This window comes from Bradyrhizobium sp. WYCCWR 12699 (genome assembly GCF_032144035.1).
Classification (GTDB): Bacteria; Pseudomonadota; Alphaproteobacteria; order Rhizobiales; family Xanthobacteraceae; genus Bradyrhizobium.
On record NZ_JAVTJN010000039.1, the window covers coordinates 505,897 to 529,135 of the forward strand.

The following is a 23,239-nucleotide window of genomic DNA, read 5'->3' on the forward strand; positions in this document are numbered from 1 at the left end:
CGGCGGCAACCTCGCCTCTCGGGCGGCGAAAATCAAGCGCTACAAAGGCTTGAGCCGCGCGGCGCAAGTTAAAGCTAAATCGCAGCGACTTGAAGTGCGGCGTTGGTCGCCTGCCTAGATCGCGACCTGGGTACCGACCTCGACCACGCGACCGCTCGGGATCTGGAAATAGTCCGTGGCGTCATTGGCGGAGCGGCTGAGCGAGATGAACAGCCGGTCCTGCCAGCGCGGCATGCCCGAATGCGCGGCAGGCTTCAGCGCCCGCCGCGACAGGAAGAACGAAGTCGACATGATGTCGAACTGCCAGCCGAGCTTGCGGGCGATCGCGAGGGCCTTCGGCACGTTGGGCGATTCCATGAAGCCGAACTTGAGCGTCACCTTGGAGAAGGTCGGCGAGATCTGCTCCAGCCTGACGCGCTCGGCCGGATCGATCCGCGGGGTCTGCGCCGTCTCGATGGTGAGAATGACGTTCTTCTCGTGCAGCACCTTGTAGTGTTTCAGACTATGCATCAGCGCGGTCGGCGCGCTGAGCGGGTCCGAGGTCAGGAACACGGCCGTGCCGGGCACGCGCTGCGGCGGCCGCTTCTCCAGCATCGCCACGAGGTCGGCGAGCGGGAACTCGAGCTTGCGCGACTTCTCGAACAGCAGCCGGCTGCCGCGCCGCCACGTGTACATCAGGATGATCATGAGCGCGCCGAGCGCCAGCGGCACCCAGCCGCCCTCGAACACCTTGAGCAGGTTCGCGGTGAGGAAGGTCAGGTCGAGGCACAGGAACGGGGCGATCAGTGCCGCGGCCGCAAGCGGCTTCCATTGCCAGCCCTTCCAGATCACGACAAAGCCCATCATCGCCGTGACCACCATGGTCCCGGTGACGGAGATGCCGTAGGCCGAGGCCAGCGCGCTGGATGAGCGGAACAACAGCACCAGCAGCATCACCGCGACCAGCAGCAGCTGGTTGATGCGGGGGATGAAGATCTGGCCGGAATGGGCTTCGGATGTATGGCGAATTTCGAACCGCGGCAGCAGGCCGAGCTGGATCGCCTGGCGCGTCAGCGAATAGGCGCCGGTGATCACGGCCTGGCTGGCAATGACCGTCGCCATGGTGGCGAGCACGACCATGCAGCCGCGGAAGAAGCCTTGCGGGAAGAGCTGGAAGAACGGGCTCACGATCGCGCCGGGATCGCTGAGCACCAGCGCGCCCTGCCCCAGATAGTTCAGGGCCAGCGAGGGCAGCACGATCGACAGCCAGGCGATCTGGATCGGCCGTTTGCCGAAATGGCCGAGATCGGCATAGAGCGCCTCCGCACCCGTGACCGCCAGGAACACGGCGCCCAGCGTCACGAAGCCGATGATGCCGTGGTGGAGCATGAAGGACACGGCGTAGAGCGGGTTCAGGGCCAGCAGCACCTGGGGCTGCTGGATGATCGGATGGATAGCCGCCGCCGCGATGACTGCGAACCAGACGCACATGATCGGACCGAAGAAGGCGGCAACGCGGGCGGTGCCACGCGACTGCACGGCAAACAGGCCCACCAGGATGATCACGGTCAGCGGCACGATATAAGGCTCGAACCGCAGCGTGACGTCCTTCATGCCCTCGATCGCCGACAGCACCGAGAGCGCCGGCGTGATCACGGCATCGCCGTAGAACAGCGCGCCCGAGATGATGCCGAGCAGGACGATGGTGGCGCCCCCAGTGCCGACCGCGCGCTGGGCCAGCGCCATCAGGGCCAGCGTGCCGCCCTCGCCATTGTTGTCGGCCCGGAGCAGGATCACGACGTATTTGAGCGTCACCACGACGATCAGCGCCCACAGGATCAGCGAGAGCACCCCGAGCACCGCGGCCGGGGTCGGCAGCCCCTCGGCGCCCGAGGCAGCCATCACCGCCTCGCGAAAGGCGTAGAGTGGGCTGGTGCCGATATCGCCATAGACGACCCCGATGCTGCCGAGGGTCAGCGCACCGAAACCAGCGGTCGTGTGGGCATCGCCATGCCCATTGGCCGCCGCCGTTTCCGGGGCGGAAATCGCTACGTCACTTGTCATGGGAGAGCCCAGTGGCCTCTAAAATGCTTCACTGCACAATGGCGGAAGAGCGCGCGGCTTATAGTCCTGCGCTGCCGGCATAGCCTAGCCCGATTCCGGGCCCTAGCCATGCAAATTTGCATAGATGCAGCAGTTGCGTTCTAGATGGTGACTTGGGTTCCGACTTCAACCACGCGCCCGGTGGGAATCTGGAAATAGTCCGTGGCATCGTTCGCCGACCGGCTGAGGGCAATGAACAAATGATCCTGCCACAGCGGCATGCCCGACTGCGCCGAGGCCTTCAGCGACCGTCGTGACACGAAGAATGACGTGGACATGATGTCGAACTGCCAGCCCTGCTTGCGCGCGATCGCGAGCGCCTTGGGCACGTTCGGCTGCTCCATGAAGCCGAAGCGCAGGCGAACCTTGGAGAACTTGTCGCTGACCTTCTCCATGCGGAAGCGCTCCGCCAAATCAACCCGCGGCGTGTGGGCGGTCTCGATGGTCAGGATCACGTTGTGCTCGTGCAGCACCTTGTTGTGCTTGAGATTGTGCAGCAGCGCGGTGGGGACGAACGAGGGATCGCTGGTCAGGAACACCGCGGTCCCCTTGACGATGTGCGGCGGCCGCTTCTCGAGGCTCCGGATCAGGTCGTCGAGCGGCACCTCGATCCGGCGCGTCTTCTGGATCAGAATCCCGGATCCCTTCCGCCAGGTCCAGATCGTTCCCGCCATGGCCACGCCGAACAGCAGCGGCACCCAGGCGCCCTCCAGCAGCTTCAGGAGATTGGCGCTAAAAAAGCTGATGTCGACCACGACGAAGGGCACGATCACGGCCGCTGCGGTGGCGGCGCGCCAGTTCCACAGTTTCCAGATCACGACGAAGCCCATGATGCCGTCGGCAACCATGGTGGTGGAGACCGCGATGCCGTAGGCCGAGGCCAGGTTGCTCGGGGTGTGAAACAGCAGCACCAGCAGCATCACGCCGATCAGCAGCAGCCGGTTCACGCGCGGCAGATAGATCTGGCCGGCATGGGTCTCCGAGGTATAGCGGACCTCGAAGCGCGGCAGGAGACCAAGCTGCACCGCCTGATAGACCAGCGAATAGGCCCCGGTGATCACCGCCTGGCTCGCGATGACTGTCGCCGCGGTCGCAAGCCCGACGAGCGGCAGCACCAGACTCTCGGGCACCATGCGATAGAACGAGTGCTCGATCGCGCTGGGGTCGGACAGCACCAGCGCACCTTGCCCGAAATAGTTGATCAAGAGCGCGGGCAACACGAAGAACATCCAGGCGAGCTGGATCGGCTTCCGCCCGAAATGGCCGAGATCGGCGTAAAGCGCCTCACCTCCGGTGACCGCCAGGAACACGGCACCGAGCGTCACGAGGCCGATCGTGCCGTGCGACAGCACGAACTGCACCGCGTAATAGGGATTGATCGCCGCCAGCACGGAAGGATCATCGACGATGTGGACAGCCCCCATCACGGCGATGACGGTGAACCAGATCACCATCACCGGTCCGAAGGCCGAGGCGACCAGCGCGGTCCCCTTGCTCTGGACCGCGAACAGCAACGCCAGAATGAGGACCGTGAGCGGCACGACATAGTGCTCGAACGCAGGAGTTGCGAGCTTGAGGCCTTCCACTGCCGATAGCACCGAGATCGCCGGCGTGATCATGGAATCGCCGATGAACATCGAAGCGCCGACCACGCCGAGGGCGAGCAGAACCCAGCTTCGCCGCCCGAGCGCACGCTGGCCGAGCGCCATCAGCGAGAGCGTGCCACCCTCCCCGTTATTGTCCGCGCGGAGCAGCAGCAGAACGTATTTGGCGGTGACGACGATTAAAAGCGCCCACAGGATCAGCGAGAGCACGCCGAGCACGATGACCCGCGAGACCGGCTCGCCATGGGCCGCGCCCTTGACCGCCTCGTGGAATGCGTAGAGCGGCGAGGTGCCGATATCGCCGAAGACGACGCCGATGCTCCCGAGCGTAAGGGCCCAAAAACCTGATGTGACCGGCCCTTCCTGGGTCTCGGCCTGTGTGATGCTCGCCGTCATGAAGGTGGAAAACGCTTCTTCCCTGGAATTGATCCGGCGCCTTTTGACGCTTCCGGCGCGCGTGTCAATCGGCGCACCACCATAGCAGGCGCCGAGCCGGAAGCTGTGACACCACAGCCACGCTTATCGTCAGCGCGACGACATGCCTCAGGTAAGATGGTAGCGCAAGGGAGCCTGTTGGAAAACCAGTGCTCACCGTCTCCGGATCGTGCTCACGGCTTCAGATTCGGCGGCAGCGGCGGATCCTCGCGCATCAGGGTGATGGTCACCCGCCGGTTGGCCGCGAGCGAAGGATCGTCAGGAAACAGAGGCTGGGTGTCCGCCTTGCCGGAGACGGCGAAGATGTGCGACGGCGGCAGGCCCTCGCGTTCGAGGATCTGGCGCACGGCATTGGCGCGGTCCGCCGACAGGTCGAAGGCACCGTATTCGCTGCGGGTCGGCACGAAGCCGGCCGCGGTATGGCCGGCGATGGAGACGCGGAGCGGCGTGGCCTTGAGCGGGATCGCGAGCTTCTCGACCAGGCGGCGGGTGCGGTCATAGGGCACCTTGGAGCCGTCGGCGAACATCGAGCGGCCGTCCTGGTCGACGATCTCCAGGTTGAGCCCCTGCTTGGTCTCCTCGAACATGATGTGCTTGGACATCTCGGTCAGCTCCGGCATGTCCTGCAGCGCCTGGCGCAGCGAGGCCGCGGCGAGCGCGAAATTGCGGTCGACCTTGATCTTCGCGCCGGACGTCTTGTCGCGGTCTTCCTGGTCCGGGGTCGGCGTGTTGGAGGCGTCCTCGGGCTGGATGTGGTCGACGTTCTTCAGCCGCGGGCGGGTCGGCAGACCGTCGGATTCGACGATGCCGGCATAGCGCGCTTCGCTCTGCACGCCGAAGGCGTCGCGCATCGAGCCGGCGACGATCTTCAGCTTGTTGGCGTCCTGCGTCGAGAACGCGACGAGCATCACGAAGAAGCTCATCATCAGGCCCATGAGGTCGGCGAAGGTCACGAACCAGCCGTGACCGCCTCCATGCGCATCGCCGCGTTTCTTCTTGGCCATGGCTGAAAATCCCGGCGGGCGGGCTTACGCCGGCACCGGCTCGCCCTCGGCGTGACGATGCTTCTCCGGCAGGTAGGCCAGCAGCATTTCGCGCACGAGCGTCGGGCTCTTGGAGTCGCGGATCATCAGGATGCCGTCGATGATCAGCGTGCGATTGGTCTCTTCATCCAGCAGCTTGCCGTGCAGCTTGTCGGCGATCGGCAGACAGAACAGGTTCGCGACCAGCGCACCGTAAAGCGTGGCGAGCAGCGCGGTCGCCATGAACGGGCCGAGCTTGGAAGGGTCGGTCATGTTGGCGAACATCTGCACCATGCCGATCAGGGTGCCGATCATGCCGAACGCCGGGGCGCAGTCGCCGATGGCGCGGTAGATCTTGCTGCCTTCGTCGAGGTGCATGAGGAAGTTGTCGCGGTCGCGCTCGAGATTGTCGCGGATGAAGTCGAGGTCGTAGCCGTCGGCGACGTAGCGGATGCCCTTGGCGAGGAACGGCTCGTCGGTCTCGACCTTTTCAAGGCCGACCGGGCCCTGCTTGCGGGCGATCTCGGCGATGCGGGCGAGCTCGTCGACGAGGTCGTGGGCGGACAGCCGGCTCATGGTGAAGGCGAACTTGGCGCCGAGCGGAAGCCCGTGCAGGAGCGCCGAGAGCGGAAAGCGGATCATGGTGGCTGAGATCGAGCCGCCGAAGATGATGATCATCGCATGTTCGGAGATGAACATGTGAAGGTCGCCGCCCATGAAGATCATCGCGGTGATGACGATGATGCCCGCCGTGAGCCCGACGCTCGTCATGATATCCATGGGATACTCCAACGCGTACGCAACAACGGCCGTCCTGGCCGCTGGCGCGGCCCAACCCCGAACCGCATCGGAAACCCTAGAGCGCCGCCCTTAAAGCCGCGTAAAGGTTAAGTCCGGACAGCGCAGTAGGCGCCGCTGGAGGCGTGCCGATTGCCGTCCTGCGATAGGAATTTCAACACTTCGCTAACCATACCGGCGGCAACCGGACGCCCCGCCGCTGCGGCCCTGCGCCACATCGAGGCCATGGAGCCTTTGGTGTCATGTAGCAGCACCGCATACCGATCGCGGGAGCCATCGCCATGTTGACGCTGTTCAGTCTTCTCACCGCGCTGCCTGCGGTGTTGGCGCTCCACCTGCTCGAGCCGGAGCTCGTGCTGCCCGCCTTCAGCCTTGCGCTGTTTGCCGAGGCCGCCTTCGCGGTGATCGCAGCGCGCCTCATTCATCTCCCCGACAATGCGGAGGGTCTCACGCTGTGGGACCTCGCCGGCGGCTTCACCCTGATCGGATGCGCCGCCGCGGTGTTTGGCGAGCCGGATCAGGCCGCGCTGTTTCTGACGGAACAAGGCGGCCTACGGCCGGCGTCGCGGCCGTAGGCCGTTCAGTCGCGTCAGTGAATTTCCGCCGAGCGCTTCAGCGCCGCCTTCAGCTTCTCCAGCGAGAAGTCTGGGCTGCGGGCGATCTCCAGGATCGGCGTCTCGCGGCGGCCGCAGAGATCGGCGGCCTCGGGCAGCTTGGCAGCGATGTCGTGCGGAATGACGATGGCGCCGTGCTGATCGGCATGGATCAGGTCGTCCGACCTCACGGTCATGCCGGCAACGCGAACCTCGCCGCCAAAGCTTTCCGCATGCACCCAGGCATGCGAGGGGCCGATCGAGCCGGCCAGCGCCTGGAAGCCCGGCGCCCATTGCGGAATGTCGCGGATCGAGCCGTCGGTGATGACGCCGAGGCAGCCGAGCGCCTTGTGCACGTTGCTCTGCACCTCGCCCCAGAACGCGCCGTAGCCGACGTCGGGGCCGTCGATGTCCTGGATCACGGAGATGCGCGGCCCATGGCCGGTGCCGACATATTCGTAATAGTCGATGCGGCGCTTGGATTGCTCTTCGGGCGGAAGCGACGACTTCAGCACCGAGCGGATTGCGACCGTGCGGGCATAGCCGACGATCGGGGGCAGATCGGGGAACGGGCAGACCAGTTGCTTGGTGGTGTAGCCGATCAGCCGGCGCTCGGGCGCGACGATCTCCATGGCGTTGCAGATCGTCGGCGTGTCGTAGCGGCCCAGCGCTTCGAGCACGGAAGCGGGCAGCGGCCCGGTCGCTTTATCAGTCACGGCGTTCTCTCCCAGATTGGCGGCGGTTGATTGCGCGATGCCGCCGGCATCAGGGCGATATAGCCGAGATCGGGCCTCAACCCAACTCAGCACGCCTTCATGGCAGATATCCCCGAGAACCGCTCAGTGCAGCCGTCCGGGCCGGTCGTCGTCCTCGTGGGGCGGCTCCGACAAATTCGCCAGCGTCGGCGCCGAAGGCGGTGACGAGACCTCGCCGTCCGCCGGCCCGGCCGATTCCAACGCACGCGCCTGGTCGCGATAGGATTTGTAGCCGAGCGGCAATGCGAGAAGATACAGCACCGTGCCGATCGACAGCACATGCCAGGGATAGGCGATCAAGAGCGCGATGAAGACGATCACCGCGACGAACGCCGGCAGCACCAGCTCGGGCGGCACGCGCATGCGCTTGGTCTTGCCGGAGAACACCGGCAGGCGCGACACCATCAGGAAGGCGATCAGCAGCGTGTAGGCGGCGGTCAACCCGGCGGGCCAGCGCCCGAGATCGAGGAAGGCGACATAGATGGGGAGCAGCACGGTGATCGCACCGGCGGGCGCCGGCACGCCGGTGAAGAAATTGGCGGCGAAAGCCGGCTTGTTCGGGTCGTCCATCGTGGCGTTGAAGCGCGCAAGGCGCAGGCCGCCGGAAATCGCGAACACCATGGCGGCGATCCAGCCGGCATTGCCGAGCTCGTGCAGCTGCCAGAAATACAGCATCAGGCCGGGGGCGACGCCGAAATTGACGAAGTCGGCGAGGCTGTCGAGCTCGGCGCCGAACTTGGACTGGCCCTTGATCATGCGCGCGATGCGCCCGTCGATACCGTCGAGCGCGGCTGCGAACACGATGGCGTAGACGGCGAGCGACATCCGCCCTTCGATCGACAGGCGGATCGAGGTCAGGCCGGCGCAGATCGCCAGCAGCGTGATGACGTTCGGCACCAGCATCCGCACCGGAATCGGACGGAACCGCCGCCGGCGCGTATCGGGATATTTGAAGTCATAGGGCGTCATGGCTCGTCCTCACCTTGAGGCGAGATATAGCAAGCCGCGTCCCCCTCCGCCATTGCGGCGGAAGGCCCTCGTGGACCGACTATTGGTTAATTGGCGCGGAAGGCGCGGTTGGGGTCCTCGCCCGCGAGATCGGCCAAGATCGTCTCGCCGGCGATGGCGGTCTGCCCTTCCGAGACCAGCGCCCTGGTCCCCACGGGCAGATAGACGTCAAGCCGCGAGCCGAAGCGGATCAGACCGAAGCGCTCGCCGGCGCCGATCGCCTGGCCTTCCCTGACGAAGCAGACGATGCGCTTGGCGACGAGACCTGCGATCTGCACCACGCCGATCCGCGCCGTCGGCGTCGAGATGACCAGCGAGTTGCGCTCGTTGTCCTCGCTGGCCTTGTCGAGCTCGGCATTGATGAAGAGGCCGGGCCGGTAAGCGATGCGGTCCACCCTGCCCGCGACGGGCGCGCGGTTCACGTGGCAATTGAATACGCTCATGAACACCGAGATGCGCGGCAGCGGCCGGTCGCCGAGGCCCAGCTCGGCCGGCGGCAGCGCCATGGTGATCATCGAGACGCGGCCGTCGGCCGGCGACACCACCAGCCCCTCGCGCACCGGCGTCACGCGCACGGGATCGCGGAAGAACAGCGCGCACCACACGGTCAGGATCGTGCCGATCCAGCCCAGAGGCGACCACAGCCAGAACAGGATCAGGCTTGCCAGCGCAAAGCCGCCGATGAAGGGGTAGCCCTCCTTGTGGATCGGCGGGATCTGACGCTGGATCGAATCGAGAATGGACATCGTTATCTGCCGCTCGGGGTTAATGGCGCGGATCGTCGCGCGGGCCTGTTTAGGCCAGAGTTGGGACCGGAGACAAGCTCACTCCGCCGCCGCGGGCGCCGTCAGGGCATCGTTGACCGGCGGCGGCTCCCGGTTGGGCGCCTCGCCGGTATCCGCCATCTTGGCCAGTTTCTCGCGTGCCTCCTCGGCCTCGCGCTGCCTGTTCCACATGCTGGCATAGAGGCCGCCATGCGCGAGCAGCTTGGCGTGGGTGCCCCGCTCGGCAATGCGGCCCTGATCCAGCACGATGATCTCGTCGGCCCCGACGATGGTCGAGAGCCGGTGCGCGATCACCAGCGAGGTGCGGTTCTTCGCCACGCGCTCAAGCGCGCCCTGGATCTCGTGCTCGGTATGGGTGTCGAGCGCCGAGGTCGCTTCGTCCAGCACCAGGATCGGCGGTGCCTTCAAGACGGTGCGCGCGATCGCGACACGCTGCTTCTCGCCGCCGGACAGTTTCAGGCCGCGCTCGCCCACCTGGGTCTCGTAGCCCTTGGGCGACATGCGGATGAAATGATCGATCTGCGCGAGGCTCGCGGCCTCCTCGACTTCGGCATCGCTGGCGTCCCAACGGCCGTAGCGGATGTTGTAGCGGATGGTGTCGTTGAACAGCACGGTGTCCTGCGGCACCATGCCGATCGAGGCGCGCAGCGAATCCTGCGTCACGCTGCGGATGTCCTGCCCGTCGATCAGGATCTTGCCGCCGGAGACGTCATAGAGGCGGAACAGCAGGCGCGAGATGGTCGACTTGCCTGCACCCGAAGGGCCGACGATGGCGACCGTCTTGCCGGCCGGCACCTCGAAGCTGAGACCCTTCAGGATCGGACGCGTCGGCTCATAGGCAAAGCGCACGTCCTCGAAGCGCACGGTGCCGGCGGAGATGACCAGCGGCCTGGCATCGGGCGCGTCCTTGATCTCGGCCTCGCGGCCGAGCACGCCGAACATCTTCTCGATGTCGATGATCGCCTGCTTGATCTCGCGATAGACCATGCCCATGAAGTTCAGCGGCTGGTAGAGCTGGATCATCATGGCGTTGACCAGCACGAAATCGCCGACCGTGTTGGTGCCGTTGCGCACGCCGATCGCGCACATCAGCATGGTCGCGGTCAGGCCCAGCGTGAAGATCACGGCCTGTCCCGTGTTGAGCACCGCGAGCGAGGTGTACGTCTGGATGCTCGCTTCCTCGTAGCGCGCGACCGATTTGTCGTAGCGTTGCGCCTCGCGGGCCTCGGCGCCGAAATATTTCACGGTCTCGTAGTTGAGCAGCGAGTCGATCGCCTTGGTGTTCGCCTCGGTGTCGGAATCGTTCATCTTGCGGCGGATGCCGATCCGCCACTCGGTCGCGATGTAGGTGTAGTACATGTAGAGCGTGACCGTGATCAGCGTTGCGACCACGTAGCGCCAGTCGAACTGCCAGAGCAGCACGGCCATCAGCAGCGAGACCTCGACGATGGTCGGGATCAGCTGCAGAATCACCATGCGCACGATGACCTCGATGCCCTCGCGGCCGCGCTCGAGCACGCGCGTCAGGCCGCCGGTCTTGCGTTCGAGATGAAAGCGCAACGACAGCTCGTGCATATGAACAAAAGTGATGGTGGCGAGCTTGCGCACCGCGTGCATGGCGACGCGGGCGAAGATGCCGTCGCGCCATTGCGTCAGCAGCGCCATCAGGATGCGCATCACCCCGTAGCTCGCCGTCAGCAACAACGGCGAGGCGAGCACCCAGAGCTGCCAATTGTCGGCCTGCACCGGCGCCGAATTGGCCCCGGTCAGCGCGTCCGTCGCCCATTTGAAGCTGAACGGCACCGAGAGCGTGATCAGCTTGGCGGCGAGCAGCAGCACCAGCGACCACACTACGCGCATTTTCAGGTCGAAGCGGTCGCCCGGCCAGATATAGGGCCACAGATGGGCCAACGTGCCCATCAGCGTGGCCCGCTCAGGCGGGCCGCCGACAGGATTGGGAACGTCGGCGCCGTCGAACGATTGAGGTTGGTCCATCAAGAAGCCTGAAAGCCCGCCGGATGCGGGCGTCACCACGATTTACGATTTTCGCCTGTCATATAGAGGCTTCCCCGTGTCAGCGCACCCCGCCAGATGGCGAATCTTCGATTGTTTGTCGCCATTTACCGGTAGATTTCCGGGCGATCCGAATCACCTGAAGGGCTTGACGTCTCTTCGCTGCAATGCATCATGGCATCAATGAGCACGATCAAAACCGTCTGTGTCTATTGCGGCTCCGGCCCTGGAACCAATCCCAACTTCATCGAGGCGGCGAAGGCGCTCGGCAAATCGTTGGCGGACAACAAGATCCGCCTCGTTTATGGCGGCGGCTCGCTCGGACTGATGGGGGCGGTCGCAACCTCAGTGCTCGATCACGGCGGCATGGTCACCGGCATCATCCCTGACTTCCTGCGGATGCGCGAGAACGCGCTGACGCGCGTGCAGGAGATGGTCGTCACACCAGACATGCACGAACGCAAGCGGCTGATGTTCGAGCGCTCTGATGCCTTCGTCGCCCTGCCCGGTGGGCTCGGCACGCTGGAGGAGCTGGTCGAGCAGCTGACCTGGCAGCAGCTCGGCCGTCACGCCAAGCCGGTGCTGCTCGCCAATATCGACAATTTCTGGGAGCCGCTGTTCTCCCTGGTGTCCCACATGCGCCAAACCGAGTTCATCCGCGCCGGTCTTTCGGTCGATATCCTGAAGGCGGACAAGGTCGAGGAAATCGTCCCACGGCTGCGCGCCGCGGCCGCGCAGATTCCCGACAGCCAGCGCGATCTCGCGCCGGAAGTGGCGCGCAAGCTCTAGAGAGCTGCGACCCTATCGATCCGGACCGGTCTGGACGATGCCCGCGACGTGGCTCACGCCGACGTCGCGGTCCATCACGCGCGGCCCGGGCTTTGGCGTGTCATGCCGCCTTGGCGGCAATACCGGCTTTCGCCTGCTCGACCTGCCGGGCAAGGTCGGCAGGATCGCCCGTCGTGGCCTCGACACCGATCTGCTGGATCTCGGCGACGCCCAGGAAGCCCAGCACGAACTTCAGATAGTTGAAGCAGAAGTCCGCGCCGCCCAACGGCCCGCCCGCGAGATAGCCGCCGGCGCCGTAAGCGCTGGCCACGGTCGCACGGCGCGCAGTCAGCAGTCCCTTGAAGTTCGTGCCGTCATAGGAGAACGTCTGGTTGATGCGGACGATCTGGTCGATCCAGGCCTTCAGCGCCGCCGGAATCGTGAAATTGTACATCGGCGCGGTGATCAGGACCTCATCGGCCGATTTGAGCTCGGCAATCAGCATGTCCGACAGAGCGGTCGCGGCGCGCAGCTCGGCGGTCATCTCCGGTGCGGCGGTGTAGAAACCGGCGATCGTGGTCTGCGTGATCTGCGGGACCGGATCGGCGGCGAGATCTCGCCGCGTCACCCGAAAGTCCGACCCGCGCGCACGCCATGCCGCCTCGAATCCATCGCCGAGATCGCGGGAAACGGAGCCCTGAAGGCGGGCACTGGAATCGATACGAAGCAAGACAGGCATTGGGCTCTCCGGAATGTCGAATTGACACCCGGACGCTATTCGCGGGGCCGCACGGCAAAAACGGCTGGCGTCGCACCACGCTCATGCTTATTTTGCACGAATGGACATCAATTCAATTCGATTGGTGATCGAGGTCGATCGCCAGGCGAGCTTTGCCGGCGCCGCGCGGCAACGCGACGTCGACCCCTCCTCGGTCTCAAGGATGATCGCCCAGGTCGAAGCGGAGCTTGGCTTTCGCATCTTCCAGCGCACCACACGCAGCATGTCGCTGACCGAGGCTGGCGAACGCTATGTGCGCAGGGCCGAGCTCGTTCTGCAGGAGCTCGATGCCGCCGCCGAGGAGGCGACCGCCCTTGGCACCATTCCCCGCGGCCGGCTTCGCGCGACCGCTTCAGTCGCATTCGGCAATCGCTGCCTGGTGCCGCTGCTGCCCGAATTCAGGGCGGAATTTCCCCAGCTCCAGCTCGAACTCATCCTGACGGACAGCAATCTCGATCTGGTCAGCGAGGGAATCGACCTCGCGATCCGTCTCGGTCCCGGATTCAGCGGCGACCTCGTCGGCGCCAAGCTGTTCGATACCCGTTACCGGGTCTGTGCAAGCTCGGCTTTTCTGCGCGGGAAACCCCGGCCAAGACGGCCCGCCGATCTGTCCGCGATGTCCTGCCTTCTGTTCACGTTTCCCGATTTCCGATCCCGCTGGCTGTTCCGCGACCGACGCGGCGAAATCACCGAGGTCGCCGTCCAGGGAGACCTTCTGCTTTCAAACGCGCTCGCACTGCGCGATTGCGCGCGGGCGGGGCTCGGTCCGGCGCTCCTGCCGGACTGGCTGATCGACGAGGATATCGTCGGCAAGCGGCTCGTCGATCTGTTTCCCGATTGGCAGGTGACGGCGACGACGTTCGATACCGCGGCCTACGTGCTCTACCCAAACCGGGCATTCCTGCCAGTCAAGGTGCGTCGAACGATTGATTTCCTGCGCCGGCATTTGGTGAAGCAGGCAAAGCGCGCGCGACGGTGAGCTTCGCTACGCGCTCGGAAACGTCACCGCCTCGATCCGATTGCCGTCGGGATCGGTGACGAAGGCTGCGTAATAGCGCACGCGATCGTGCGGGCGGATGCCGGGCGCGCCGTCGGAGGCCCCGCCCGCCGCGAGAGCTGCGGCATGAAACGCATCGACCTCGTCCGTCGTCTTCGCCCGCAGGCAGATGTGTACGCCGCTTTCCCGGACTACTGGCGGCATGGTCTCGCGCAGATTGATCCAGAACTCCGGATAGGCCTTGCCGAAGCCCACCGTCCGCGGCCGCGTGACGAGGCGCGTGAGGCCGAGCGCTGCGAGCGTCGCCTCGTAAAATCTTGCGGCGCGGTCGAGATCGCTGACGCCGACGGAAATGTGGTCGATCATTGGTTACTCTCCCCTCCGCTGTCATCCCGGGGCGAAGCAAAGTCCTACGCCGGCGCCCCCGACTTCACGAGCTTGTAGATCACCGAATCCATCAGCGCCTGGAACGAGGCGTCGATGATGTTCGGGGACACGCCGACCGTGGTCCAGCTGTCGCCGTTCTCGTCCTCGCTCTCGATCAGGACGCGCGTGACCGCGCCGGTGCCGCCGTTGAGGATACGGACCCGGTAGTCAATCAGCTTCAAGCCCTCGATGTATTTCTGGTATTTGCCAAGGTCCTTGCGCATGGCGACGTCGAGCGCGTTGACGGGGCCGTTGCCTTCGGCGGCCGAGATCAGGTGCTCGCCGGCCACGTCGACCTTCACCACCGCGAGCGCCACGGTGACGCGCTCGCCGAGCGCGTTGTAGCGCTGCTCGACATTGACGTCGAACTGCTCGACCTCGAAATAATGCGGCACCTTGCCGAGCGTGCGGCGCGCCAGCAACTCGAACGAGGCGTTGGCGGATTCGTAGGCGTAGCCTTGCGCCTCGCGCTCCTTCAGCTCCTCGACGAGGCGCGTCAGCTTCGGATCGCTCTTCTCGTAGGGAATGCCGGCGCGGTCGAGTTCGGCGATGACGTTGGACCGGCCGGCCTGATCGGACACCAGCACCTTGCGGTGATTGCCGACCAGCTCAGGCAGCACATGCTCATAGGTCTGCGGATCCTTGAGCACCGCGGACGCATGGATGCCGGTCTTGGTGACGAAAGCGCTCTCGCCGACATAAGCCGCGTGCCGGTTCGGCACGCGGTTGAGCATGTCGTCGAGCGTACGCGAGACCTTGACAAGGGTCGCCAGCTTCTCCGTCGTGACGCCGATCTCGAAGGCATCGGCGAACCCCTGCTTCAACTTCAGCGTCGGGACCAGCGAACAGAGATTGGCGTTGCCGCAGCGCTCCCCAAGGCCGTTCAACGTGCCCTGGATCTGGCGCGCGCCGGCCCGCACGGCGGCGAGCGAATTGGCCACCGCCTGCTCGGTGTCGTTATGGGCGTGGATGCCGACGTGATCGCCGGGGATGTGCTTCGTCACCTCGGTGACGATGGCCTCGACCTCATCTGGCATGGTGCCGCCATTGGTGTCGCACAGCACCACCCAACGCGCGCCGGCATCATAGGCAGCCTTGGCGCAGGCGAGCGCGAAGCCCGAATCTTCCTTGTAGCCGTCGAAGAAATGCTCGCAGTCGAGCATGACCTCGCGACCGACGGCCTTCGCGGCCGCAACGCTGTCGCGGATGGACGCAAGGTTTTCTTCCTTCGTCGTTTCCAGCGCTACACGCACCTGATAGGCCGACGCTTTCGCCACGAAGCAGATCGCATCCGCTTGCGCTTCCAACAGCCCGGCGACGCCTGGGTCGTTCGAGACCGAGCGCCCTGCCCGGCGCGTCATGCCGAAGGCGGTGAAGCGCGCGTGCTTGAACTCCGGCTTTGTGCCGAAAAATTCGGTATCGGTCGGATTGGCGCCGGGATAGCCGCCTTCCACATAGTCGATGCCGAGGTCGTCGAGCATCGCGGCGATGACCTGCTTGTCTTGAAGCGTGAAATCGACGCCATTGGTCTGCGCGCCATCGCGCAGCGTGGTGTCGAACAGAAAAAGGCGCTCCTTGCTCATGCCGCGGCTCCGAGCGTCTTCTTCATGGTGGTGTTGGCGAGCCATTCGTCGTTGATGGTGACGCTGTTGCGCTGCTGGGCGATGTAGCCGCGCTTGGCGAAAAAGCCCTGCGCGGTGTCGCTGGCATCGACGGTGAGGCTTTGCGCGCCGCGGCCGCCGGCAAGCTTCTCCAGCGCATCGACCAGCATGGCGGCGATGCCCTGCCCGCTGACGGCCGGATGCACATAGAGCATGCGGATGTGATCGGCACCGCGGAGTGACGCAAAGCCGACCGGCGAGCCCTCCAGCGTCGCGATCAGCGTCAGGTCAGCCGCAAGCCGCTTGCCGAACTCTTCGGTTTCCGCCGCCTCCATCCAGGCCTGCTGCTGCGCCTCGCTGTAATCGTCACCGGTCAGCTCTTCGATGCTGGCGGTGAAGATCGCGGCGAGCACGGGAACGTCATCCGGCAGGAACGGCCGCAATCCGGGCTTTGGCAAAGTCTGTCCCATCGTCCTCACCACATCCCATACAGCTTGAGCACGATCGCTACGGCGCCCACGAGCAGCGCGATCTTCAGCGCGATGTAATAGAGCCAGTGCCGCGGGAAAGGCGTGTCGGGACGCTTCATCGCGCGACCTCCCACGTCGTTCCTTCCTTGGAATCCTTGATCGCGACGCCCATCGCAGCGAGCAGATCACGGATGCGGTCGGACTCTTTGAAGTCCTTGCGAGCGCGCGCGGCCGTCCGCTCCGTGATCAGGCGCTCGACCTCCCCGGCATCGACGCCGCTCGCCTGTTGCTTGCGGCCTTCCCACTGCGCAGCGCTCTCGGACAGGAAGCCGAGTAGCCGCAACGACCCCGCCAGGGCGGGCACATCGCTGCCGCGCAGGCTGTGCAGCGCCGCGATCGCCAGCGACGTGTTGAGATCGTCGAGCAGCGGCTCGACGACGGACGCGGCCGGCTTGCCGGGTTCGACGTCCGCCGCGACACGATACCAGTCGTCGAGCGTCCTGGCGCTCTCCTCCAGGGACTTCATGGTCCAGTCGATGGGCGAACGGTAATGCGTCTTGAGCATGTTCAGACGCAGCACCTCGCCCGGCCAATCCTTCAGCAGCTCATGGATCGTGATGAAGTTGCCGAGGCTCTTCGACATCTTTTCGCTCTCGACCTGCAGGAAGCCGTTGTGCATCCAATAGTTCGCCATGCGCTCCTGATGGAAGGCGCAGCAGGTCTGTGCGACCTCGTTCTCGTGATGCGGAAACACGAGATCGATGCCGCCGCCATGGATGTCGAAATGCTCGCCGAGATGCTTCCAGGCCATGGCCGAGCACTCGATGTGCCAGCCCGGCCGCCCCTCGGCCTTGATGCCGGCCGGCGACGGCCATGACGGCTCGCCGGGCTTCGACGGCTTCCACAGCACGAAGTCGGTGTTGCCCTTTTTGTAGGGCGCGACATCGACGCGGGCACCGGCAACCATCTCGTCGAGCGAGCGGTTGGATAGCGCGCCATAGCGCGGCAGCGAGGAGTTGGCCGCGTTCATCGCCTGCGGCGAGAACAGCACGTGGTCCTCGGCGACATAGGCAAAGCCGTCCTTGACCAGCCGCTCGATGATCTCGCGCATCTCGGCGATGTGCTCGGTCGCGCGCGGCTCGACGCTCGGCCGCAGCGCACCAAGGGCGTCGACGTCGGCGTGAAACTGCTTGCCGGTCTGCTCGGTCACCTTGCGAATGGCTTCGTTCAGCGGCAGGCCGGGGAAATCGCGCGCGGCGCGGTCGTTGATCTTGTCGTCGACGTCGGTGATGTTGCGGACATATTTGACATGCGCCTCGCCATAGAGATGGCGCAGCAACCGAAACAGCACGTCGAACACGATCACCGGCCTGGCATTGCCGATATGGGCGAAATCATAGACCGTCGGTCCGCAGACATACATGCGGACATTGCTGGCATCGAGCGGCACGAAGGTGCGCTTTTCCCGGGTCAGCGTATCGTGAAGGCGCAATTCCATGACAAACCCATCCCTTGCGGCCGGGCGTCCGAGGCTCTCAATGTTTTGAGAAAAGACGGCTCCAGCCAGCGAATCGCTAGCTCGTAATCTCGCGGCAAATGGCGCAAATGGCGAGGAGACCGTTCATGCGGAACATATGGGCTATCAGACGCCCCGGCGTCAAGAGAGCCCCCAAACGCCGTTTTATCTCCGCAAGGCGCGCTGCCCGCCACGATGGTTCATAATCCCCTAACCATTTGAGCCCATTTTGGAACCGGCGGTTCCCCTTTTTGCCCCCGGTGCTTTTTCATGCGATTTTTGCCTGCGCTCATTTCCAGCGCCTTCGTCTTTGCGGCCTCCAGCGCCCTCGCCGAGAGCCGCGTCTTCATCATCGCCAACCAGGCCAACGGCTATGACCCGTGCCTGGCCAAAGGCGACAAATGCGGCGCCTCCGCCGCCCGCACCTACTGCCAGTCACGAGATTTTGCCCAGGCTTCGGCCTATCGGCGGGTCGATCCCGACGAAATTACCGGCTCTGTCCCCAAATCCGGCACAAATTGCTCCCATGGCCATTGCGACGAATATGTCGCAATCACCTGCCAGCGCTGAATTCGCTCGGAGCTGGCGTAGCTTAGGCCCGGTGCTTCGGCCCCGAAACGACGTGACGATGCCGCAGGAAGCGGCTATGGGAGGGCGCGCTTCGGCCCTTCAAAGTCATGCCGGGCCGTGACCTCGCTAGAATGGCGGATATGCCTGAATTTTTGCTCCTGTCCCGTGCCCGCTTCCTCCTTGCCTGCACCGTGCTCTTGAGCACGGCCGTGCTCGCCACCGGCGCTTTCGCTCAAGCCGGTCCGCCCGGCCCGCCGCCTCAGACGGGGCAAAACGGCCTTGGGCCGAATCCGATGTGTGTGCGGCTGGAGGGCCAGCTCGCGGCACTGGACCGCGGCGGCGGGGGCGACCCCGCGCGTGAGGAGCAGATCCGCCGTTACCAGGATTCCCAGGCCAAGCAGCAGGCCGAGCTCGACCGCGTCACCATGCAGGCCAAGCGCATGGGCTGCGATTCCTCCGGCTTCTTCTCGCTGTTCAACGGCCAGTCGGCGCAATGCGGCCCGGTCAACACCCAGATCCAGCAGATGCGCGCCAATCTGGACCAGATCACCGGCAATCTCGAGCGCCTGCGCGGCGGCGGCCAAGGCGGCTTCAGCCCGGAGCGCGACAACCAGCGCCGCTCGGTGCTGGCGGCGCTGGCGCAGAACAATTGCGGCCCGCAATACGCCGCGGCGGCGCAGCAGCAAGGCGGCGGCAACTTCCTGAGCAATCTGTTCGGCGGCAACAACGCGGGCAATCCGCAAGGCGTGCCGCCCTCCGATCTCGGACCGCAATCGCAATCCGGCACCTACCGCACCGTGTGCGTGCGCACCTGCGACGGCGCCTATTTCCCGGTCTCGTTCGCGACCGTGCCGGCGCGCTTCCCCGACGACGAGAAGACCTGCAAGGCGCTCTGCCCAGCCGCGGAAGCCGTGCTCTACACCCATCGCAATCCCGGCGAAGACATGAACTCGGCGGTCTCGATCAGCGGCCAGCCCTACACGGCACTGCCGACCGCCTTCAAATTCCGCAGCGAGTTCAACCCGTCCTGCTCCTGCAAGGCCGCGGGCCAGACCTGGGCGGACGCGCTGAAATCGGCCGACGACAAGGCAACAGCCGAGCAGCAGGGCGACATCATCGTCACCGAGGAAAGCGCCAAGAAAATGCAGCAGCAGCGGCTCAACAAGGGCACGCCTGCGAATGCCAAAAAGGGCGCAGCTACCGCGCCGACGACGGCAACTGCACCGGCCGCAACGCCGCCCGCGGATACGGGCACCGCTGCAAACTCCGAGAACAAGCCGATCCGCTCGGTCGGGCCGACCTTCCTGCCGCAGCAGCAGAAATAGGTGTAGCGGCGAGCCGCCGCCTCCCACCCTGCTCCGATCAACTCACCCCTCGAACGCGTCGATCGAGGCCTTGCTGCCGCGTGACACCAGCGTCTCGTCCGCCGCCGGCAGCTTCTCGCCCTTGTCGCGAAAGCGGTTGGTGATGGGATAGCGGCGATCGCGGCCGAAATTCCTGGGTGTGACCTTCACGCCGGGCGCGGCCTGGCGGCGCTTGTATTCGGCGACGTTGAGCAGATGGTCGATCCGGGTGACGATCTCGCGATCGAAGCCGGCGGCGATGATCTGATCCAGCGGCTCTTCGCGCTCGACAAGACGCTCCAGGATGGCATCGAGCACCTCGTAAGGCGGCAGAGAATCCTGATCGGTCTGGTTCTCGCGCAGCTCGGCGCTCGGCGGGCGCGTGATGATGTCGGGCGGGATCACCTCGCCTGAAGGCCCGAGCGCGTCGTCCGGCTTCCAGCTATTGCGCAAGCTTGCCAGCCGTAACACCTGCGTCTTGTAGATGTCCTTGATCGGATTGAAGCCGCCGTTCATGTCGCCATAGAGCGTGGCGTAGCCGACCGACATCTCGGACTTGTTGCCTGTCGTCACCACCATCAGGCCGGTCTTGTTGGAGATCGCCATCAAGAGCGTGCCGCGGGTGCGGGCCTGGAGATTCTCCTCGGTGATATCTGGCGGGAGATTCTTGAAGAGGCCCGAGAGGATCGTCTCGAACCCGCCGACGGCTTCCGCGATCGGCAAGACCTCGTAGCGGATGCCGAGATGGCCGGCGAGCTCGCCGGCATCCGCAATCGAGTGTGCCGCCGTGTAGCGATACGGCAGCATCACGCCGTGCACCTGATCGGCACCGAGCGCGTCGACCGCGATCGCGGCGCACAGCGCTGAATCGATGCCGCCGGAGATGCCGAGCAGTACACCGGGAAAACCGTTCTTGCCGACATAGTCGCGCAGACCCAGCACGCATGCGGCGTAATCGGCCTTGTCGCCCTCGAGCAGCGTAGCGATCGGCCCTGCGCAGCGCCAGTCGTCGCCGTTGCGGGTGAAGCGCAGCGTGACGATGCCTTCTTCAAATGCCGGCAGTTGCGCCGCGAGCGAGAGATCACCGTTGAGCGCAAAGGACGCGCCGTCGAACACCAGCTCGTCCTGGCCGCCGACCTGGTTGAGATAGACCAGCGGCAGCCCGCTCTCGGTGACGCGCGCCACCGCGACCGACAGGCGCACGTCGTTCTTGTCGCGGGCGTAAGGCGAACCGTTCGGCACCAGGATGATCTCGGCGCCGGTCTCGGCCAGCGTCTCGACGACGTTCTCGTAGTCCTCGGACTCTTCCAGCCAGATGTCCTCGCAGATCGGCACGCCGATGCGTACGCCGCGCACCGTCACCGGGCCCGCGGCGGGCCCGCGCGAAAACAGCCGCTTCTCGTCGAACACGCCGTAATTCGGCAGATTGCATTTGAAACGCAGGCTCGCGATGCGGCCGCCGTCGAGCAGCGCACAGGCATTGTACAGCTTGCCGTCCTCGACCCAGGGCGTGCCGACCAGCATGGCGGGCCCGCCATCGGCGGTGTCGCGGGCGAGAGCCTCGACCGCGGCGCGGCAGGCCGCCTGGAAAGACGGCTTCTGCACGAGGTCTTCCGGCGGATAGCCGGCGATGAACAATTCCGGAAACAGCACGAGATCGGCGCCGTCGCCGATCGCGCGCGCGCGTGCCGAACGTGCCTTGGCAGCATTGCCCTCGATGTCGCCCATGGTCGGATTGAGCTGGGCGAGCGTGACCGCGAATGCGTTGAGACGTTCGGTCATCGGGCGCCCTTATTCGATCCGCGTTAGACGAAACCCAACCGCTCGACGACGGCGAAGATCCAGAACGCGCCGGCCATCAGCAGCGCGACGCCAACCGCGGCCGAGCCCATGTCCTTGACCCGGCCGATCTGCTTGTCGTGGTCCATGGTCAGGCGGTCGGCGAGCTTTTCGATCGCGGTGTTGAGCAGCTCGACGACCAGCACGAAGGCAACGGCACAGACCAGTTCGACGGCCCGCATCGCGGTGGCGCCGATCAACCAGGCGAGCGGCACCGACAGCAGGAGCGCAAAGATCTCCTCGCGGACAGCCTGCTCCGATCCAATCGCAAAGGCCAGACCGTTACGGGAATTGATCGTGGCCTTCCAGATCCGCAACAAGGTTTTAGAGCCCCGCTGCGACCGGCATCGGCTGAGCCTTGCCGGCGCGCTCCTGCTTGAGGAGCTCTGCGACCAGGAAGGCCATGTCGATGGATTGCTCGGCGTTGAGGCGGGGATCGCAGACCGTGTGATAGCGGTCGTTGAGGTCCTCGTCCGTGATCGCGCGGGCGCCGCCGAGGCACTCGGTGACGTCCTGGCCCGTCATCTCCAGATGCACGCCGCCAGCATGGGTGCCTTCGGCGGCATGGATGGCGAAGAACGACTTCACCTCGGACAGGATGCGGTCGAACGGGCGCGTCTTGTAGCCCGACGTCGAGGTGATCGTGTTGCCGTGCATGGGGTCGCAGGACCAGACCACCACCTTGCCCTCGCGCTTCACGGCGCGGATCATGTTCGGCAGGTGCTCGCCGACCTTGTCCGAGCCGAAGCGGCCGATCAGCGTCAACCGGCCCGGCTCGTTGTCGGGATTGAGCACGTCGATCAGCTTCAGGAGCTCGTCAGGCTTCAGCGACGGGCCGCATTTCAGCCCGATCGGATTCTTGATGCCGCGGAAATATTCGATATGGCCGTGATCGAGCTGGCGGGTGCGGTCGCCGATCCAGATCATGTGGCCCGAGGTCGCGTACCAGTCGCCGGTGGTGGAATCGACGCGGGTCATGGCCTGCTCGTAGCCGAGCAGCAGGGCCTCGTGGCTGGTGTAGAAATCGGTGGCGCGCAGCTCCGGATGAGCCTCGAGATCGAGGCCGCAGGCGCGCATGAAATTCAGCGCGTCCGAGATGCGGTCGGCCAATTCCTTGTAGCGGCGCGACTGCGGAGAGTCCTTTAGGAAGCCGAGCATCCATTGATGCACGCTGCCGAGATTGGCATAGCCGCCGGTCGCGAACGCGCGGAGCAGGTTCAGCGTCGCGGCCGACTGGCGATAGGCCATCAGCTGGCGCTGCGGATCGGGGACGCGCGCTTCCTTGGTGAAGGCGATGTCGTTGACGATGTCGCCGCGATAGCTCGGCAGCTCGACGCCATCAATCTTCTCGGTCGGCGATGACCGGGGCTTGGCGAACTGGCCGGCGACGCGGCCGACCTTCACCACAGGCACCGCGCCGGCATAAGTCAGCACGACCGCCATCTGGAGCAGCACGCGGAAGAAATCGCGGATATTGTTGGCGCCGTGCTCGGCAAAGCTCTCGGCGCAGTCGCCTCCCTGCAGCAGGAAGGCCTCGCCGGCCGCAACGCGCCCCAGCGCCTTCTTCAGATTGCGCGCCTCGCCCGCGAACACCAGCGGCGGAAAGGTCGCAAGCTGCGCCTCGACGTCGGCCAGGGCCTTGGCGTCGGGATAGTCGGGCACCTGTAGCACCGGCTTGCTGCGCCAGGACTCGGGCGTCCACCGCTCGGACATCACAATCTCTCCGTGAAGCAAAAAAGTGCAACCTGATCTAGGGGTTGCGAGGGCCGCCTTATACACAGGCTGGCTCCGCCCCGCCAGTTGTAAATCCGTTTCGCATGGCAAACCCTTGCAGGG

Annotated in this window: 21 protein-coding genes; 5 read left to right on the plus strand and 16 right to left on the minus strand. The window is 65.1% G+C overall.

All coding sequences use genetic code 11. The features are described from left to right. Positions 1-114: 114 nt before the first annotated feature. The 4 genes from RPS27_RS33250 to RPS27_RS33265 all read right to left on the minus strand — a co-directional run bounded on the left by RPS27_RS33250 (position 115) and on the right by RPS27_RS33265 (position 5,923). The gene (locus RPS27_RS33250) at positions 115-2,043 is read right to left on the minus strand and encodes a potassium transporter Kup (protein ID WP_313754962.1); all 1,929 of its coding nucleotides are present in this window, start codon (positions 2,041-2,043) and stop codon (positions 115-117) included. Positions 2,044-2,183: 140 nt separating this feature from the next. Beyond that, positions 2,184-4,082: a potassium transporter Kup gene (locus RPS27_RS33255; RefSeq protein WP_194407469.1), complete on the minus strand. Its 1,899-nt coding sequence runs from the start codon at positions 4,080-4,082 to the stop codon at positions 2,184-2,186. 212 nt (positions 4,083-4,294) lie between these two features. Further along, entirely contained in the window at positions 4,295-5,125 is an 831-nt protein-coding gene (locus tag RPS27_RS33260; RefSeq protein ID WP_194407468.1) for a flagellar motor protein MotB, read from the minus strand. 24 nt (positions 5,126-5,149) lie between these two features. Continuing rightward, on the minus strand, positions 5,150-5,923 hold the full coding sequence (locus tag RPS27_RS33265; protein ID WP_063195489.1) for a motility protein A: 774 nt from the start codon (positions 5,921-5,923) through the stop codon (positions 5,150-5,152). Positions 5,924-6,222: 299 nt separating this feature from the next. Here RPS27_RS33265 and RPS27_RS33270 point away from each other — a divergent pair, with 299 nt between their 5' ends. Then, complete coding sequence (locus RPS27_RS33270) at positions 6,223-6,516, plus strand: hypothetical protein (protein ID WP_194407467.1); 294 nt, start codon at positions 6,223-6,225, stop codon at positions 6,514-6,516. Positions 6,517-6,530: 14 nt separating this feature from the next. Here the strand turns inward: RPS27_RS33270 and RPS27_RS33275 are convergent, their stop codons facing one another. From RPS27_RS33275 to RPS27_RS33290, 4 genes are all read right to left on the minus strand, one after another. Continuing rightward, positions 6,531-7,250: an RraA family protein gene (locus tag RPS27_RS33275; RefSeq protein ID WP_313754963.1), complete on the minus strand. Its 720-nt coding sequence runs from the start codon at positions 7,248-7,250 to the stop codon at positions 6,531-6,533. A gap of 123 nt (positions 7,251-7,373) precedes the next feature. Beyond that, positions 7,374-8,258, minus strand: a complete 885-nt coding sequence (locus RPS27_RS33280) for a CDP-alcohol phosphatidyltransferase family protein (protein ID WP_211418178.1) — start codon at positions 8,256-8,258, stop codon at positions 7,374-7,376. A gap of 86 nt (positions 8,259-8,344) precedes the next feature. Beyond that, positions 8,345-9,049 carry a phosphatidylserine decarboxylase gene (locus RPS27_RS33285; protein ID WP_259214865.1) on the minus strand — a complete coding sequence of 235 codons (705 nt, stop codon included), beginning with the start codon at positions 9,047-9,049 and terminating at the stop codon, positions 8,345-8,347. 72 nt (positions 9,050-9,121) lie between these two features. Next, positions 9,122-11,077 carry an ABCB family ABC transporter ATP-binding protein/permease gene (locus RPS27_RS33290; protein WP_212066789.1) on the minus strand — a complete coding sequence of 652 codons (1,956 nt, stop codon included), beginning with the start codon at positions 11,075-11,077 and terminating at the stop codon, positions 9,122-9,124. 201 nt (positions 11,078-11,278) lie between these two features. On the opposite strand from RPS27_RS33290, the gene RPS27_RS33295 reads away from it, so the two are divergent. Further along, positions 11,279-11,884, plus strand: a complete 606-nt coding sequence (locus RPS27_RS33295) for a TIGR00730 family Rossman fold protein (RefSeq protein WP_194407462.1) — start codon at positions 11,279-11,281, stop codon at positions 11,882-11,884. 100 nt (positions 11,885-11,984) lie between these two features. Here the strand turns inward: RPS27_RS33295 and RPS27_RS33300 are convergent, their stop codons facing one another. Next, entirely contained in the window at positions 11,985-12,602 is a 618-nt protein-coding gene (locus RPS27_RS33300; RefSeq protein WP_212066791.1) for an FMN-dependent NADH-azoreductase, read from the minus strand. Between the two features lie 100 nt (positions 12,603-12,702). Between RPS27_RS33300 and RPS27_RS33305 the strand changes: the two genes are divergently transcribed. Beyond that, complete coding sequence (locus RPS27_RS33305; RefSeq protein ID WP_313754964.1) at positions 12,703-13,620, plus strand: LysR substrate-binding domain-containing protein; 918 nt, start codon at positions 12,703-12,705, stop codon at positions 13,618-13,620. Between the two features lie 6 nt (positions 13,621-13,626). On the opposite strand, the gene RPS27_RS33310 is transcribed toward RPS27_RS33305, so the two are convergent. From RPS27_RS33310 to cysS, 4 genes are all read right to left on the minus strand, one after another. Continuing rightward, positions 13,627-14,004 carry a VOC family protein gene (locus RPS27_RS33310; RefSeq protein ID WP_211418181.1) on the minus strand — a complete coding sequence of 126 codons (378 nt, stop codon included), beginning with the start codon at positions 14,002-14,004 and terminating at the stop codon, positions 13,627-13,629. 44 nt (positions 14,005-14,048) lie between these two features. Then, positions 14,049-15,647 (minus strand): citramalate synthase, encoded by a 1,599-nt coding sequence (cimA, locus tag RPS27_RS33315; RefSeq protein ID WP_212066795.1) that lies wholly within the window; start codon positions 15,645-15,647, stop codon positions 14,049-14,051. After that, on the minus strand, positions 15,644-16,135 hold the full coding sequence (locus RPS27_RS33320; protein ID WP_211418183.1) for a GNAT family N-acetyltransferase: 492 nt from the start codon (positions 16,133-16,135) through the stop codon (positions 15,644-15,646). The genes cimA and RPS27_RS33320 overlap by 4 nt, the downstream gene beginning before the upstream one ends. 115 nt (positions 16,136-16,250) lie before the next feature. Beyond that, positions 16,251-17,633, minus strand: a complete 1,383-nt coding sequence (gene cysS / locus RPS27_RS33325; protein ID WP_212066797.1) for a cysteine--tRNA ligase — start codon at positions 17,631-17,633, stop codon at positions 16,251-16,253. A 288-nt stretch (positions 17,634-17,921) separates the two neighbouring features. On the opposite strand from cysS, the gene RPS27_RS33330 reads away from it, so the two are divergent. Both RPS27_RS33330 and RPS27_RS33335 read left to right on the plus strand, forming a co-directional pair. Continuing rightward, positions 17,922-18,221 (plus strand): hypothetical protein, encoded by a 300-nt coding sequence (locus RPS27_RS33330; protein WP_212066799.1) that lies wholly within the window; start codon positions 17,922-17,924, stop codon positions 18,219-18,221. Positions 18,222-18,352: 131 nt separating this feature from the next. Continuing rightward, positions 18,353-19,546, plus strand: a complete 1,194-nt coding sequence (locus RPS27_RS33335) for a DUF2865 domain-containing protein (RefSeq protein ID WP_212066801.1) — start codon at positions 18,353-18,355, stop codon at positions 19,544-19,546. Positions 19,547-19,588: 42 nt separating this feature from the next. On the opposite strand, the gene RPS27_RS33340 is transcribed toward RPS27_RS33335, so the two are convergent. The 3 genes from RPS27_RS33340 to RPS27_RS33350 are packed head-to-tail and all read right to left on the minus strand — an operon-like array spanning position 19,589 to position 23,116. Beyond that, positions 19,589-21,346: an NAD+ synthase gene (locus tag RPS27_RS33340; RefSeq protein ID WP_313754965.1), complete on the minus strand. Its 1,758-nt coding sequence runs from the start codon at positions 21,344-21,346 to the stop codon at positions 19,589-19,591. A 23-nt stretch (positions 21,347-21,369) separates the two neighbouring features. Next, positions 21,370-21,723: a diacylglycerol kinase gene (locus RPS27_RS33345; protein WP_194407452.1), complete on the minus strand. Its 354-nt coding sequence runs from the start codon at positions 21,721-21,723 to the stop codon at positions 21,370-21,372. A 4-nt stretch (positions 21,724-21,727) separates the two neighbouring features. Then, positions 21,728-23,116 carry a class II 3-deoxy-7-phosphoheptulonate synthase gene (locus RPS27_RS33350; protein WP_194407451.1) on the minus strand — a complete coding sequence of 463 codons (1,389 nt, stop codon included), beginning with the start codon at positions 23,114-23,116 and terminating at the stop codon, positions 21,728-21,730. Positions 23,117-23,239 lie beyond the last annotated feature (123 nt).